Genomic DNA, 14,915 nt, shown 5'->3' with positions numbered 1-14,915 from the left:
GGCTTTTTTGCGCAGCAACTAGCTTGTCAGCTACGCTTTTTGGGGCTGGGGCGTCAGGTCTAGCTGGCGCAGCTTATTGGCTTTTAGGGCCGTAACTGCCACGACAACCAACGTCATGGCGCCGCCGAAAACCACGGAGTTGACCACTCCCAGCAGTTTGGCCGCGGCTCCCGACTCAAAGGAGCCAATTTCATTGGACGAGCCGATGAAGATGTTGTTTACGGCCGATACCCGGCCCTTCATGTGCTCCGGCGTGAACGTGTGCAGCAGGGTAGAGCGCACAATCACCGACACGGAATCAAAGACACCGGTCAGGAACAGCAGCCCCAGGGAAAGCCAGAAGTTGGTGGACAAGGCAAAGCCGATGGTAGCCAGGCCAAACCCGGCTACGGCCCACAGCAGCTTGCGCCCGGCCCACTTCCGAATGGGAAAGTAGGTGAGGCTCATGGCCATCAGCACCGAACCCACGGCCGGCGCGGCGCGCAGGTATCCTAGCCCCTCAGCTCCTACCTTGAGAATATCATCGGCAAAGATGGGCAATAGGGCCACGGCTCCGCCAAACAGCACCGCAAACAAATCCAACGACAGGGCCGCCAGCACCAGTTGGTTGCCGAAGATGAACTGCACCCCACTTAGCAGGCTTTCCTTTAGGCTGAGCTTTTCGCCCTCCCGCACCGGTAAGGGCCGGCCCGCAATGCTAATAAAAATGCTCAGGGCTACGGCCATCAGAACAGCATCCACGGCGTAGGCCGTGGAAATACCAACGTTGGTCTGGTGCCGGCCAGCCAGCCCCACAATCAGGCCCCCAATAGCCGGCCCAATTACGGACGACGCCTGCCAAGTAGTACTATTCCAGGTAATGGCATTGGACAGCACTTGCCGGTCGGGGAGCAGCTGAGGCATAAACGAGAACAGGGCTGGCCCCAAAAAGCCCCGGGCAATGCCGCTCACGAAGATAACCGCGTACAGAGGTAGAGTGTAGAAAGCATCTTTCTGCAACAAAGCCAGCCCCGCCGGCCGCGACAACAGCCACAGGGAAACCGAGCAAAGCAGCAGCACCGCCACCGCCGACACGATGATGTTTTTGCGGCGTACAGAGTCGGCTACGTGGCCAGCGTACAAGGATACCACAATGCTGGGAATGGCTTCGGCCAGCCCAATCAGGCCCAGGGCCAGCGGATCATTGGTGAGCTTGAACATCTGCCAGCTCACTACTACCCCTTGAATCTGCGTGGCCATGACCATGGCGGCGCGGGCAGAAATCAACCGCCGAAAATCAGGAATGCGCAGGGCGGCGTAAGGATCGTGACGAGGGGTAGCAGCAGAAGCGGACATAGAACAGGAAAGCGAAAACCAGCGAGCGGGCAAAGGTAGCTCCCTTACAGCCGGTAGGGCAGCAGCGCCGTACTTTTACTGAATTGTCCTTGCCGGGCCGTCCGCTTACGCAGGCCCTTTTGCTTGCGTTATCGTATGCAACCAACGCCTTTGGTTTGTATTATACCCTCAGTAAGCTATAGGCCGAGCCGCCGACACAGCCGATAAGTGGTTTGCTGTACGTCGTATATTTTCCGTTTACCTACTCCTCCCTACTATGCCCTCAGCCCCACCCCCTACCGCCGCCGATTACGTGGAGTTTCACCGCCGGGATGAGCTAGGAGTGCTGATCATCCGCTGGACGCGGCCTGTTTCGGCTGCGGAGCTGCAGCAAAGCTATGAGGCTGCCTTAACCCTAGCGCGGCCGGCATCTACCCGGTATTGGCTGGCTGATTCGCGGGGCCGGGGCCCAGCCAGTGAGGACGACACCCACTGGGTCCTGACTCAGTTTATGCCGCGCGTAGCTGCCGTTCTGCATGGCCGGGTTTATCTGGCATTCCTGGTTTCAGCCGCGCAACTCAGCCCCGAGGAGCAGCAAACTGGCTCGCCCATGGTCTTCAGCGACCTTGCCCACGTTCGGCTCTTTGCCACGGAAGAAGCGGCCATCCATTGGCTTCACAGCCGCCAGCATCTCGACAGCGCCTAGGCTACGGCGCAGAGGTTGGCCATAAAGGAGGGCTACCCCGTATGCTAGCGTATTTCTCGCTCTTTCCTTTTCCCAAGCTTTCTATGTTCTCTTCCGCTATGCTCCTTCGTTCCCTCGTACTGGCCGCCCTGTTGTCAGGGGGCAGTGCTTTTTCCGCGGTTGCCCAAACTACTACCTCGACAACGGCGGCTACGCTGAAAGACGGAGCCTTCGTTCGTAATGGCAAGATATACCGCCTGCAAGCGGGGAAAGTCACGCCCCTGACTAGCCCTTTGCGTTTCAGCAACGGCCAGACGCTGCAGCCCGATGGTACCCTGATTAGCAAGAACGGCTCCCGGCGCCGCCTAGCCGATGGCAAAGCCGTAAATATGCAAGGCGACGTGGTACTTTACCGCGACGACATGATGACGGCCGAAGCCATTGAGCGTCATGATGAGGTAACCACCGGCTCGAAACCCACTGTAATCGAAATTCCTGCTACTGCCAACGTTATAGCCCTAACCCCAGAGCTGCAGCGTACCAGCCAGCGCCTCGAGCAGCTCCGGCAGCTCACTGATCTGCTAGCGGAGCGGGCCGCAGGGGCGGCAGCAGGTACTAAGGCCTCTGCGGCTTCCGAACAGCAAATTCAACAACTTAGTCAGCAGCTCCAACCATAGCGCACGGTTCTTGCTTCCGGCAGTATCCAAATAAGCTGGAGTTTCCTTATCTTAGGAAACTCCAGCTTATTTGCCTTATTATCAATCCATTATATTCATAAACACTATTTCATTAAGAATTGTATATACTGAATATTTTGGTTTCAGACTACGTGAAAAAAATTTTGGCTTTTCCGGGCTCAAGGCATTGTGTTTGGGCTGGCGGTTCTCTACATTTGATTTCACTGAGTTCCTTCTACTCTCTTCACTTCTCCTCGTTTTCACCGGCAACTGCACTCTATGGCCTAAAGCTCTACGTCCCCTAACTTTCGTAGTCTTTATGGAAACCATGCAGCCGAGCGACTCCGCTCTTATTTCGCTCTATATTGCCGGCCAGGAAGAAGCCTTCGCTCAATTACTTGAGCGGCACAAAGCCCGCGTATTTACTACCATTATGCTGATCGTGCGCGACGAAGACGTGGCCGAAGATCTGCTACAGGATACCTTTATCAAGGCCATTCACACCATGAAGGGCGGCCGCTATAATGAAGAAGGAAAATTCTCCTCCTGGATTTGCCGCATTGCCCACAATCTGGCTATTGACTGCTTTCGTCGGGAAAAACGCAGCCCTTTATTGAACCTTGATACAACAAGTCATGCGTTCAACTCGTTGTCGTTGGCAGAAGAGGGTGCTGAGGCTGCGCTTACCCGGGAAGAAACCCACGCGCGGCTTCGGGAGCTGATTCAGGAGCTGCCCGCGGCGCAGAAAGAAGTCCTGATCATGCGTCACTACGGCGACATGAGCTTTCAGGAAATTGCCGATGCAACGGGGGTCAGCATTAACACAGCGCTGGGGCGTATGCGTTACGCGCTGATTAACCTGCGGAAAAAAATGGCCGCGCAACCCGTTTTCTATGATCAAAACGTTTACCCACGAGAAGCTACTCCGGTACGTGTACAACGAATTGCCGGCTAAAGAACAGCAGGAAGTAGAACAGGCCCTGGTGCACGACGCCGACTTGGCCGCTACCTGCGCCGATCTGCTCCTGGCCCAACGAACCCTGGATGGGGCCCGCTGCACGCCCAAGCAGAGCACTACTAACTCTATCCTGCAGTACTCCCGTACTTTCCTGAAGGCCGGGTAGCATCTTCTTAGGGGAAACTTCTTGTCCTTACCCGCCTAGGTTTCTGGAAACCCAGGCGGGTAAGGACTTTTTTTGCGTGTATTTTGCGCGGTATTCATTCGTTGCAGCATGCGTAAGCCTGAGCGGTACCGCCATTTTCTGGAGTATTTCACCACCAATTTTCCGGAGCCGAAAACGGAGCTGGTGTACTCAAACCCCTACGAGCTGATTATGGCCGTGGTGCTGAGCGCGCAGTGTACCGATAAGCGGGTAAACCAGATTATGCCCGCCTTGCTCGAGCAGTTTCCTACCCCCGAGCAGTTGGGCGCCGCCTCCCCCGAAGACATTTTCCCGTTCATCCGTAGCGTTTCCTACCCCAACAACAAAGCCAAGCATCTGGCCGGCCTCGGCCGCTTGCTCATGGAGGAGTTTGGGGGCGAAGTGCCGAGCACTATTGAAGAGTTACAGCGCCTGCCGGGCGTGGGCCGCAAAACGGCTAACGTGGTAGTATCGGTTATCTACAACCAGCCGGCTATGGCCGTTGATACGCACGTGTTCCGGGTATCTCACCGGTTGGGACTGGTGTCGCGCACGGCCACTACCCCTCTGGCAGTAGAGAAAGAGCTGGTGCGCTACATCCCCCAAGACTTAATTCACAAAGCCCACCACTGGCTTATTCTGCACGGACGTTACATCTGCGTGGCCCGGCAGCCCAAATGCGGCATCTGCCCATTGAAAAGCTGGTGCAAGTATTACGCAGAGGTAGTGTCAAAGCAGGAGTCGGGGTTGCAAAAAAAGCCTCAGAAGACCCAGAAAACGCCAATCAGCCCCGACGACAGTACAACATAGTATATAAGTAGTCATAGGCGGCACATAAGCAATCAGTATGGTCATTCCCTAGCTTGCTCAAGAATGCGCTGGACTGTTTGACCTATTTGTTGGCGGTCAAACTGAGTAGCCGCAACCTGTTGGCCCGCTGCACCGGCAGCCTGCCGTTGGGCGGGGTTGCTCAGCACTTCCACCAGCAGTTCGGTTAGCTTTTCTGCATTGCCGGCGGGCGAAAACCAACCGCACTGGTGCTGCTCTACCAAGCTTTTGGTCCAGCCTTCATTCGTGACAATAACCGGCGTTCCAACGGCTAGGCTGTCATAGAACTTGGCGGGCGAGTTGGCGTCGAGCACTGGGAGCCCGAGAAAGGAAACAACCGATACATCGGCCAGCCGGAACCAGGTGAATACCGCGTGGCGGGGCTGGGCGGGCACCAGCTGAATTGCGGAGCAGCGGCTAGCTGCCGCCCGCAGCAGGGGTTCATCGTAGCCGTGGCCCATAAACAGCCAGACGGCGTTGGGGCGCACCAGCGCCAACTGCTCGGCGGCGGCAACCAGTGTGGGAATATCGTTGGCGCGCCCGAACGTACCGGCGTACAGAATCACCTGTCGTCCTTCCAGGCCCTGCTCCTGCCGCAAAGCAGCTACTGCCCCTTCCGTGGCCGCGGTCGCTAAATCCAGGTCCGTTCCGTTAAGAACCGTGTGCACCTTACCCGGGTCAAAGGTCCAGGGAGAGGTAGCGCCTGCCCCAACTTGCCGAACATAGCTCGTCATGTCAGGAGACAGGGTCATGATGGCCTGCGCTTGCTGGTAGAGTTTGCCCTCCAGCTTGTACAGCTGTTGCCGGGCCAGGGCACTGGGCACCGCACCCATGGCAATGGGAAAGGACGGCCACAAATCCTGCACTTCAAACACCCACGGCACCCGGCGCAGGCGGGCAACTTGCGCGGCGGCCCAGGCGGCGGTGAGTGGCGTACTAATTCCCCAAATGACATCGGGTTTATCAATGCGCAAGCCTTCCCGCAGGGCGTAGACCGCGTACTGCCCGAAGGAAAGTACCCGGCGGGCCGGGCCCATGTTGTTGTGGTAGAATACCGCCGCGGCCCGCATTTCCACTCCTGCCGGCAGCCACGGGAAACGCTCCGTCAGGCGCTGTGGCTCCCAGGTGCGGGTGGTAATAAGCGTAACACGGTGCTGCTGGGCTATCTGAGTCAGCAGCGAGTAGTGCCGGCTAGTAGCTGGGCAGTCGGGGTTGGTATGATACTGGCTGAAGACGGCAATGTGCATGGCTAGCTGATCCGGCCCCGGTTCTGCTTCGGGCGGTAGCGCGACTCATTGAGGATGCGCTGGGCGTTTTTCTCGGCCATCAGTTGCGGCAGCGTGACGTTCGGGTGGTCGGCCATGTACTTGCGCACAATCTGCCAGCCAATCCAGGCCCCTACCCTACCGGGGCACGTCTTGTCGATTTCCGGGATGTTGGGCCGCTCCCCGATGTACTTTTGAATGGTAAAGGGGGCCGTATTGTAGAGCAGGTTTTTGTCGATGAAGTGGGCCCAGATTTTCCCTTCGTTGAAGCTTACCCCGGCCATTTCCTTGTCGGTGTAGCCCATAATTAGGGAATCGGGGGTGCAGGGCAGCACTTTTTCGGCGAAGTACAAGGACTTGCCAAACTGCACCATCTCGCCCAGCATGGTTTGGTTGGTGAGCTGTTTCTGGTTGTACTTGCTGCTGATGGCCAGCGCCGCGGTAGGCAGCACGTGCTCTGGGGTGTAGCGCCGCTGAATGTAGCCCGGCACATTGGGCCGGTAGGCGGCTTTCGGCCCCACGAAGAAATCAGTGCTGATAACCAGCAGACTATCGTTAACGAACAAGTCTTGGCTCAGGCCGCTCACGAAGGTTTTCACGGGCGGAACCCGAAAACTGGGAAAGTAGTAGCGAATGTGCTGAAACATGGGCTGCAACTGCTGCTGCAGCTCCTCCGCGCGGAAAGTAGTATCAGCCTGGGCGCCTAGCTTTTGCAGACCGGAATTGGTAGCCAGGCGGGCCAAGGTAGTGCTGAGCACGCTGGTAGGGTACTGCCCGCTCTGCAAGAACTGCCGGGAGAATAAGCCGTGCTCTTGGATGAAACGCTCCGCGTCCGCCGGATTTTTGATCTGAAAAAAGGGCTTCTCCAGGCGTTCCAACGCTACCGGCGCCGAAACCTTAGCAACTTCCGGGTCTAGTTCACAGCTTTCTTGACCTTTACTACAGGCTGTCAGGCCCAATCCGGCGGCCATCAGGAGTGCCAACAAGGTCCGCATACGGGCAGGAATGTGCATCACGCTTCTATCTTTAAGGCGAAATTAGCCAAAACGAAACGGCTCACCGCCGCGGCTTCGTGTTTCCCTCACTGTAATTCCGCAATTGCCATGAAAAAAGCCCTGCTCGCCTTCCTGATTAGCGGTGCCACCATCGGCGCGGCCTCCGCCCAGGTTGAAATCGGCCTGAAGGTTTCCCCCTCCATTACCAGTCTGCGTGCCGACTCTCCCACCGCCTATGGCTTCCAGAGCGAGTCGTCTAAACTGGGGTTGGGAGGCGGCCTCATCATTGATTATTTCTTTGGCCAGAACTACGCCTTCAGCACTGGCCTGGAGCTAACGGGAAAAGGCGGCACTATCAGCTACTTCGACCAAACCCTTAACCGCCGCCAGGAGCAAAAAATCGGGCTGCAATACCTGCAGGTGCCCGTTACGGTGAAGCTGTTCACCAACGATGTGGCCACGGACACGAAGCTGTATTTTCAGCTGGGCGGCTCCCTGAATGCCGCTATTGCGGGCCGCGTTAATGGAGACAAGCGCTACGTAGACCCAGCTACAACCCAAGAAACCAAGGCTTCTAAGCACGTCATCATCCCGGATGCGTCGTTGCGGGGTGGCTTCGGGGTGGAGTACCAGCTAGGCCAAAGCACCAAGGTGCTGGCAGGCGTTAGCTACCACCGCGGCTTGTTCAACATCGACAGATATTTCGAGAACGAGCGGGATTTCAAAGAAGTGGAGCTGAAAAACTCTGAATTCGCGTTGGATCTGGGCATCAAGTTTTAACTCAGCTTCCCAGTAACCAGTAAAGGCCCGCGTACAAAAGTGTACGCGGGCCTTTGGTTTGCTGATCGGCTGGTATTGCCAGCCCCGGTTTCTGGCCGGGAGCGGGCACCTACCGGGTGCCGGTAGGCGCTGTCAGTTCCTTGGGTAACTCCTGGAGGGCCCGGCGGATCTGGCTTACTACGTGGCTTACGGCGGTAGTGCTGGCAGCCTCCGGCTGACCCGTGGGCGGAACATGCTGCTCGAGCTGCTGCATAGCGGGTAACACTCCCTGAATGCCCAAGGACTCAACGCTGGGCTTTACGTGGTGAATCAGGGCGGCCACCTGGGGCCAGTTGTTGCTGGCGGCGGCGGCTTCCAACTCAACCAGGCTCGCGGGCATGTTCGTTAGAAACGACTGGATGATTTTGTCCACGAAAGCGGCGCGGCCGCGGGCCATGGCCTGCAGCTTGGTCAGGTCGTAGCTCGCCACAGGGGTAGGAGGAGCGGGCTGCATCAGGGCTTCCAGGTGCCGGTATAAGTCCTGCTCTTCGAAGGGCTTGGTCAGGCAAGCATTCATGCCAGCGGCTAAATACCGGGCATTATCGGCCCGGAAGGCATTGGCCGTTAGGGCCAGAATGGGAATGTTGGCCAGCGCCGGATCGGGTAGTTTACGAATAATAGCGGTAGCCTCCAGCCCGCTCATCCCGGGCATCTGGATGTCCATTAGAACGGCGTCGTAGGTGCGGTGCTGGAGCATTTCGAGGCCAATTTGGCCGTTTTCGGCTTCGTCAACTTCTACTCTCCACTCCTCCAGCAGCATGCGGGCTACGTCGCGGTTGATTTCGTTGTCTTCTACCAGCAGCACGCGCCGCCCACGCAAGGCGCCCGTATCAAAGGCGGAGGGTACGGGGGCTTGCGTTACGGCGGGCGTACGGGGGAAATCCAGCACAAACCGGAAACGGCTACCCTTTCCCAGTTCGCTTTCCACCATTAGGCTACCGCCCAGCTGCTCCACAATGGCGCGGGAAATACTCAACCCCAGCCCCGTGCCCCCGAAGCGCCGGGTAGTATCGGCATACGCCTGGGTGAAGCCTTCAAAAATGCGCGTCTGCTGCTCCGGCGGAATCCCAATTCCGGTGTCGGCCACCACAAACTCCACGGTAAGGGTATCGGCGGTAGAGGCCAGCTGTCGGCTGCTGACGGTAATGTGGCCCCCGGGCTCCGTGAATTTAATGGCGTTGGCTACCAAATTTATCATTACCTGGTTAATGCGGTACGGGTCGGCGCTAACCCAGGGCAGGGGGCACGTGTCGCGCAGGGGCATAGCTGTTACAGTCAGCCCTTTTTCCACGGCTTGCATCACCAGCGGCTGCAACGATTCGCCCAGGGAATCGCAGAGGTTGAAAGCGGTTTGCTCAAACTCCAGCTTCCCCGACGTGATTTTGGCCATGTCCAGCACGTCATTGATAATCATGAGCAGATGCTGGCCTGAGCTGCGGATGATGCGCACGAACTCCTGCTGACGGGCGTCGAGGCGGGTTTTGGCTAGCTGCCCAGCCATACCCAGCACCCCGTTCATGGGCGTGCGAATTTCGTGGCTCATGTTGGCCAAAAAATTCTCCCGGGCACGCACGGCAGCCTCGGCCTCATCTTTGGCCCGGTTCAGCTCCTGCTCTGCCAGGATGCGCTTCGTGATATTAACCAGATACAGGTTGGCGTACCCTTCCTCAGCGAAAGGAGCCACGAAAACGGCATAAAACCCCTCCCCTACGGCTATATCTACCTGCCAAGGCTGGCTGTGCTCCAGGGCGGTAGCCGCCAGCCCCTGGGCTTTGGCCAGCAACCGGTTCTGGTCGGCTTCACTCAGGGATTTGAACAGTGAATTAGCCGCTTGGTTGGTATAAAGCAGTTGTCCCGCTTCATCCAGACGAAAAATAGGATTCGGGTTTTGCCCGGGGATACTAGCCACAGCCCGCAGCCGATCCGTGGCCTGGTGATACTCCGTCACGTCGCGCAACCGAATCAGCACGTTGCTGCCAGTGCCGGTAGCAGCGGGAATGGGCATGAAGTCCCGCTCCAGCACCCGGCCGTCCGCCAGCTCTACGGGGTCGTTGAACACCGGGGCTCCTTGCTGGCGCTTGCTGTGCACGGCTTGCGCAAAGCTCCCAGGGTCCATGGTAAGCGGCATCAGAATGGTAGTCAAATCCTGCCAGGGTCTGCCCAACCAATAGCTGGCGGACTCCTCCAGCTCCCACAGCTCACAGAACCGGTCGTTAATTAACGCTATGTGTCCCGCCTCATCCGTCAGCAGCACCCCTTCCTGGAGGTGACTGACCAGCTGGTCCAGCCGGTGCTGGGCGGCAGCGGCGTCGGCAGCCGCTGTTTGCAAGGCTGCTTCCAGCGCCTGAATTCGCAGTTGAGCCTGTTCCAGATCCAAAGGCGAGTTGGCAGCAGTAGCAGAAGTAGAGAGCATAGCGGAAAAAAGGGCGTCCCCGAAAATACTAGCTACCCCGCTCAACGGTTCTTACCTCTGGCTGAATAGCTGGTTTTACTCTACCAACATCTCCTTAAGGCAAGCGAAGTGCTTTGAACGTAGCTCGTGACTAACCTGCCGTGCTTGCCTACAACCAAAAAGCCCGCGCTGCTTTCCAGCAACACGGGCTTTCCTTCTATCAGGAGGAGTTTTCTCGCAGAAAAAATCCGTCAGTCAGTTATTTCCAATTCCCGGTCCTGCAACCGGCTCATGGCCGCCGCGGCCGAGTGCAGCTCGATTTCCTCGCCGTGCTCGTCCTCGATGCGGTACTCGGTGAGGCCCAGACTCGTGTCCTTCATCACCTTTACCCACTTATAATACTTCAGGTACCATTTCATCTGCCGGCTTACCAAGCCTTTGGTATAGTAAGCATGCAGGAAAGGATGCACCGAAAGTGTAATACCCGACTGGTTTTGAGCTACCAGCAGGTCGTCAATGCTGTTGTCGATTTCGTCCGTCACGAGGATGGAAGCCGAAATCTTGCCCGTGCCACCGCAGGTAGGGCACACCTCACCGGTTACAATGGCTTCGGCCGGCCGCACGCGCTGCCGGGTAATCTGAAGCAGGCCAAACTTGGTAATCGGGAGAATGGTGTAGCGGGCCTTGTCCTGCTTCATGATGCTGTGCACCGCGTCTTCCACCTTTTTTCGGCTCTCGCCCGACTTCATATCAATGAAATCGACGACGATGATGCCGCCCATGTCGCGCAGCCGAAGCTGGCGGGCTACCTCTTTGGCGGCCGCGAGGTTCACGTGCAGGGCCGTGGCCTCCTGGTCGCCTTCCTGGTTGCTCTTGTTGCCGGAGTTTACGTCGATGACGTGCAGGGCCTCCGTGTGTTCAATGACGAGGTAACCGCCGCCGGGCACCGTTACGGTTTTGCCAAACAGCGTTTTCAGCTGCTTTTCAATCCCGTGCTGCTCGAAGACTTTCACCTTGCCGGTGTGCAGCTTCAGGAGCCCCAGCTTGTCAGGCGCAATCTGCTGCAGGTAGCTGCGCATTTCCTCGTACATCGGTGTCGAGTCCACGGTAATGGCATCGAACGACTCGTTGAGCATGTCGCGCAGCATGGAACTCGTGCGGCCCAGCTCGCCCAGTACCTTGTCATTGGGCTTGCCCGTGCGCAGGTTCTGGAAGAGCGTTTCCCACTTGCTCACCATGCTTTGCATATCCTTGTCGAGCTCGGCCACCTCACGGCCTTCGGCCACGGTGCGGATAATCACGCCAAAGTTGTCGGGCTTGATGGAGGCAATGAGCCGCTTGAGCCGCTCCCGCTCCGTCTTGCTGACAATCTTCTTGGATACGCTGATGGTATTCGAAAACGGAACCAGCACTAGGTAGCGGCCGGCCATGGAAATATCCGTGGACAGGCGTGGGCCCTTGGTGGAAATTGGCTCCTTCACAATCTGAACCAGCAGCTGCTGGCCCTTCTTGAGCGTGTTGTCGATTTTACCGACTTTGTCGAGCGTCCCGTCAAACTGGAAGGTTTTCAGGGGGCCAACGGTAATTTTCTGCGATTGTACGCCTTTGCCCCACTTCACCAAGGAAGGAAAATTCTCCCCCAGGTCACCGTAGTGCAGAAAGGCATCTTTTTGGTACCCGATGTCAATGAACGCGGCGTTCAGACCGGGCATAACTTTCTTGACCGTACCCAGGAAAATGTCACCAACCGAGTAGGCGGTGTCGTTGCGGTCGAAATGGTATTCGATGAGCCGCTTGTCCTGTAGCAGGGCAATCCGTTCTCCGTCCTGAGTAGAATTAATGATTAATTCGTTACTCAATGGATTAAGCGGTTAGAGTAGCATCTGAGGGGAGTAGCTGCCCTACCTCCCCGAAACCTGTAAAGGGAAGCCAGTGCATAACAGCACCGGCTTCCCTTCCAAGCCAGGGGGAAAGCAAATAGCTAGCCACTCTCCGAGATACTAAGTGAGAGATAGACGAGGACGTTTTCCGAAGAAATTCCACGCCAGCAAACCCCGGAAGGGCTTACTTCTTCTTGTGACGGTTCTTGCGCAGACGCTTCTTCCGCTTGTGAGTGGCAATCTTATGACGCTTTCTCTTTTTACCGCAGGGCATGAGTTGAGATGGTTAAGGGTTGTAAAAAATACTTAGTTCAGCTTTTGCAGTTGCTCATCCACCGAAGCCGCTAGGGAGGGGTCGGTGCTGAGACTCTTGGCCTTCTGGAAGGCTTTCCGGGCTTCCTCCTTCGCCCCGGTCTGGGCTAACGAGACACCAAGATAGAACTGTCCGTTGACGTTTTCAGCGTTAACGCTGGTCAGCTCCCGAAAACGCTCTACGGCTTTGTCGTACTGGCTGCTCTGAATAGCCAGTAAACCAAGGTTATACAGCGCCTTTTCGTTGCGGGGGTCTGCGGCCAGAACTTCCCGGAGCAGCGTGATACCCTGCACCGGATTGTCGCTGGCCATGTAGGCCATGCCCAAGTTGGTTTTGGCGTCGAGGTTGTCGGGGTTGTTTTTCAACACTTTCCCGTACAGCTCCTGACACTTGGCCCCCAGCAGTTTCTGCCGCTCCTCCGTGGCCGCGAAGCTGTAGGCCTCGAAGTACTCATCGGCGGCCCGCTTCCAGGCTTGCTCCCCAGGTCGTGCTATGGCTACCTGCTCAAAGTAGTAGCCGGCGCTGTCAAACTTCTCGACAGCCTTGTACTTGGCGGCCAATTCCTGAGCCAGCCGCAGCCGGCCCGTGAGGTCGGCTCCCGAGGCCTTGTACTTGGCTAGTAGCCCGTTGATTTCCTGACGCTGGGCAGTGGGCACTGTCATGTGGGGCTGCTCTGGGCCGATGGTCGTTGGCTGCTGGCCCGATGAGGCCACGGCCTTGGAGCCGTTGGTAGCCTGCCCGCCACCGTCGCGGGTGGCAGTCTGGGCCGCATCCTGGGCCAGTTCCCCGCGTCCTTCCTTCGGCTTTACGATTACCTTCGGCAACAAAAACAAACCGGCCACCAGCGCAACCGCCAGGGCCAGAATTAGAAGTTGGTGCTTGGAAGAATTGGTAGTCATCAGCAGGAAAAAAAGCCGGCCGCCGGGGTTCCGAAACTGGAATTCCCGGCGGCTCAGCCGGCAATATTACAACAAGTGCGGGTTAGGCGTTGGCCGTCTCCTTGATCTTCTTGCTGTTTTTGATTTTGCCGATGAAGGTTTTCGACGGCTTGAAGCTCGGAATGAAGTGCTCGTCGATGATGATCGACGTGTTTTTCGAGATGTTACGGGCTACTTTCTTCGCGCGCTTTTTGTTCACGAAGGAGCCAAAGCCGCGCACGTAGATGTTGTTGCCGTCGGCCATGGAATCCTTCACAACTTTAAAGAAGGCTTCTACGGTAGCCGAAACGTCTGCCTTTTCAATGCCAGTTTTGTCGGCAATTTCGGCGATTACTTCTGCTTTAGTCACGCTGGTAAGTGTACTAGGGAGTGAAAAATATTGTGTTGGCAAAATGATGCCGTCCTCAAAACGTAAGCACTTGCCCGGTAAGAGTTTGCCTACGTTTTGAGGGGCACAAAGGTAGCCCCCTTTTTCGGTTTTACAAATGGTTTTCGTGCAATCCGCTCTGCTTCCCCGGTTGCATCCAACTTATTCTTTCTCAAAGCCTTGACATTTTCTTCAACCGCTCCTGATCAAGTATGGTTTGCTGGGGCCCTGTTAAACTGGTACCCGCGCCACCGTCGCGACCTGCCCTGGCGCCACACCCGCGACCCGTACGCCATCTGGTTATCGGAGGTGATTCTGCAGCAAACCCGGGTGAAACAGGGGCTCCCCTACTACCTCGATTTCATCACCAGTTACCCCACCGTGCACGATTTGGCCGCCGCGCCGCAGGATGAGGTGCTGCGCCACTGGCAGGGCTTGGGCTATTACTCCCGGGCCCGCAACATGCACCATACGGCCCAGCAGGTAGTACAGGAGTACGGCGGGCAGTTTCCGGGCTCTTACGCGGAGCTGCTGAAGCTGCGCGGCGTGGGCCAGTACACGGCCGCCGCCATTGCCTCATTTGCTTATGATGAGCAGGTAGCGGTACTTGATGGCAACGTCTACCGGGTTCTGGCCCGGGTGTTTGGCCTCACCCAGGACATTGCCGCGCCGGCCAGTCGGAAGGTGTTTCAGCAACTGGCCGACACACTGATTCCGGCGGAGCACCCGGCGGAATTTAATCAGGCCATTATGGAATTTGGGGCCATTCAGTGTACTCCGCTGAAGCCGGACTGCCTGTTTTGCCCGTTGCAGAGCCAGTGCTACGCCTTCCAGCACGGTATGGTGCAGGAGCTACCCGTAAAAAGTAAGGCCAAAGCAGCCCGGACCCGTTACTTTCACTACCTCGTGCTGCGCCACGAGAATACCCTGTATCTGCGTAAGCGCGGCCCCAAGGACATTTGGGAAGGCCTGTATGACTTTGCTCTGCACGAGGACGATACGGCTGAGCTACCCGCCACGGCGCTAGTGGAAGCGGTAGGAAAGCTGGGCGGTAAGCTGGCTACTAACCGGGCCGAAGAGCCGGTGCGCAGTCTGCGGCACGTGCTGAGCCATCAAAAAGTAGAAGCCAAGTTTCATCCGGTGTGGTTGGCTGAGCCGTTGCCCTCCGCAGCTCTGTCAAGTACGGGTCTGCAGCCTTACCAAGCGGCTGAAATAGAGGAGCTACCCAAACCCATGCTTATAGCTAACTACATTAGCAATATCAGTATTTAACCAGCTAAATTATTTGGAATCATAAATA

At 57.1% G+C, this 14,915-nt stretch carries 14 protein-coding genes; 7 read left to right on the top strand and 7 right to left on the bottom strand.

Annotation, left to right across the window (positions count from 1 at the left end; genetic code table 11):
* Positions 1-30 precede the first annotated feature (30 nt).
* The gene (locus tag IEW18_RS11780; protein ID WP_188558046.1) at positions 31-1,335 is read right to left on the bottom strand and encodes an MFS transporter; all 1,305 of its coding nucleotides are present in this window, start codon (positions 1,333-1,335) and stop codon (positions 31-33) included.
* 256 nt (positions 1,336-1,591) lie between these two features.
* On the opposite strand from IEW18_RS11780, the gene IEW18_RS11775 reads away from it, so the two are divergent.
* The 5 genes from IEW18_RS11775 (at position 1,592) to nth (ending at position 4,628) form a co-directional block, all read left to right on the top strand.
* Complete coding sequence (locus IEW18_RS11775; RefSeq protein ID WP_188558045.1) at positions 1,592-2,020, top strand: hypothetical protein; 429 nt, start codon at positions 1,592-1,594, stop codon at positions 2,018-2,020.
* Positions 2,021-2,118: 98 nt separating this feature from the next.
* Complete coding sequence (locus tag IEW18_RS11770) at positions 2,119-2,676, top strand: DUF6799 domain-containing protein (protein ID WP_188558044.1); 558 nt, start codon at positions 2,119-2,121, stop codon at positions 2,674-2,676.
* A gap of 319 nt (positions 2,677-2,995) precedes the next feature.
* Complete coding sequence (locus IEW18_RS11765) at positions 2,996-3,631, top strand: RNA polymerase sigma factor (RefSeq protein WP_188558043.1); 636 nt, start codon at positions 2,996-2,998, stop codon at positions 3,629-3,631.
* A complete protein-coding gene (locus tag IEW18_RS11760) occupies positions 3,570-3,800 on the top strand; it encodes an anti-sigma factor (protein WP_188558042.1) in 231 nt (76 codons plus the stop codon). Before IEW18_RS11765 ends, IEW18_RS11760 begins: the two co-directional genes overlap by 62 nt.
* 108 nt (positions 3,801-3,908) lie before the next feature.
* On the top strand, positions 3,909-4,628 hold the full coding sequence (gene nth / locus IEW18_RS11755) for an endonuclease III (RefSeq protein ID WP_188558041.1): 720 nt from the start codon (positions 3,909-3,911) through the stop codon (positions 4,626-4,628).
* Positions 4,629-4,669: 41 nt separating this feature from the next.
* On the opposite strand, the gene IEW18_RS11750 is transcribed toward nth, so the two are convergent.
* Positions 4,670-5,893: a glycosyltransferase family 4 protein gene (locus IEW18_RS11750; protein ID WP_188558040.1), complete on the bottom strand. Its 1,224-nt coding sequence runs from the start codon at positions 5,891-5,893 to the stop codon at positions 4,670-4,672.
* 2 nt (positions 5,894-5,895) lie between these two features.
* Entirely contained in the window at positions 5,896-6,906 is a 1,011-nt protein-coding gene (gene gldB / locus IEW18_RS11745; protein WP_188558039.1) for a gliding motility lipoprotein GldB, read from the bottom strand.
* A gap of 108 nt (positions 6,907-7,014) precedes the next feature.
* On the opposite strand from gldB, the gene IEW18_RS11740 reads away from it, so the two are divergent.
* Positions 7,015-7,686 carry a porin family protein gene (locus IEW18_RS11740; protein ID WP_188558038.1) on the top strand — a complete coding sequence of 224 codons (672 nt, stop codon included), beginning with the start codon at positions 7,015-7,017 and terminating at the stop codon, positions 7,684-7,686.
* A 109-nt stretch (positions 7,687-7,795) separates the two neighbouring features.
* On the opposite strand, the gene IEW18_RS11735 is transcribed toward IEW18_RS11740, so the two are convergent.
* The 4 genes from IEW18_RS11735 to IEW18_RS11720 all read right to left on the bottom strand — a co-directional run bounded on the left by IEW18_RS11735 (position 7,796) and on the right by IEW18_RS11720 (position 13,597).
* Positions 7,796-10,138: a hybrid sensor histidine kinase/response regulator gene (locus IEW18_RS11735; RefSeq protein ID WP_188558037.1), complete on the bottom strand. Its 2,343-nt coding sequence runs from the start codon at positions 10,136-10,138 to the stop codon at positions 7,796-7,798.
* A 230-nt stretch (positions 10,139-10,368) separates the two neighbouring features.
* Positions 10,369-11,976, bottom strand: a complete 1,608-nt coding sequence (locus tag IEW18_RS11730) for an Rne/Rng family ribonuclease (protein ID WP_188558036.1) — start codon at positions 11,974-11,976, stop codon at positions 10,369-10,371.
* A gap of 327 nt (positions 11,977-12,303) precedes the next feature.
* Positions 12,304-13,209, bottom strand: coding sequence for a tetratricopeptide repeat protein (locus IEW18_RS11725; RefSeq protein ID WP_188558035.1), 906 nt, complete (start codon positions 13,207-13,209; stop codon positions 12,304-12,306).
* 82 nt (positions 13,210-13,291) lie between these two features.
* Entirely contained in the window at positions 13,292-13,597 is a 306-nt protein-coding gene (locus IEW18_RS11720; protein WP_045690055.1) for an HU family DNA-binding protein, read from the bottom strand.
* Positions 13,598-13,795: 198 nt separating this feature from the next.
* Here IEW18_RS11720 and mutY point away from each other — a divergent pair, with 198 nt between their 5' ends.
* Complete coding sequence (gene mutY / locus IEW18_RS11715) at positions 13,796-14,887, top strand: A/G-specific adenine glycosylase (protein ID WP_188558034.1); 1,092 nt, start codon at positions 13,796-13,798, stop codon at positions 14,885-14,887.
* Positions 14,888-14,915 lie beyond the last annotated feature (28 nt).

It is taken from the genome of Hymenobacter glacieicola (genome assembly GCF_014640315.1).
Classification (GTDB): Bacteria; Bacteroidota; Bacteroidia; order Cytophagales; family Hymenobacteraceae; genus Hymenobacter; species Hymenobacter glacieicola.
Note: the sequence above shows the minus strand (reverse complement) of the source record. Positions and strands in the feature narration are given on the sequence as shown.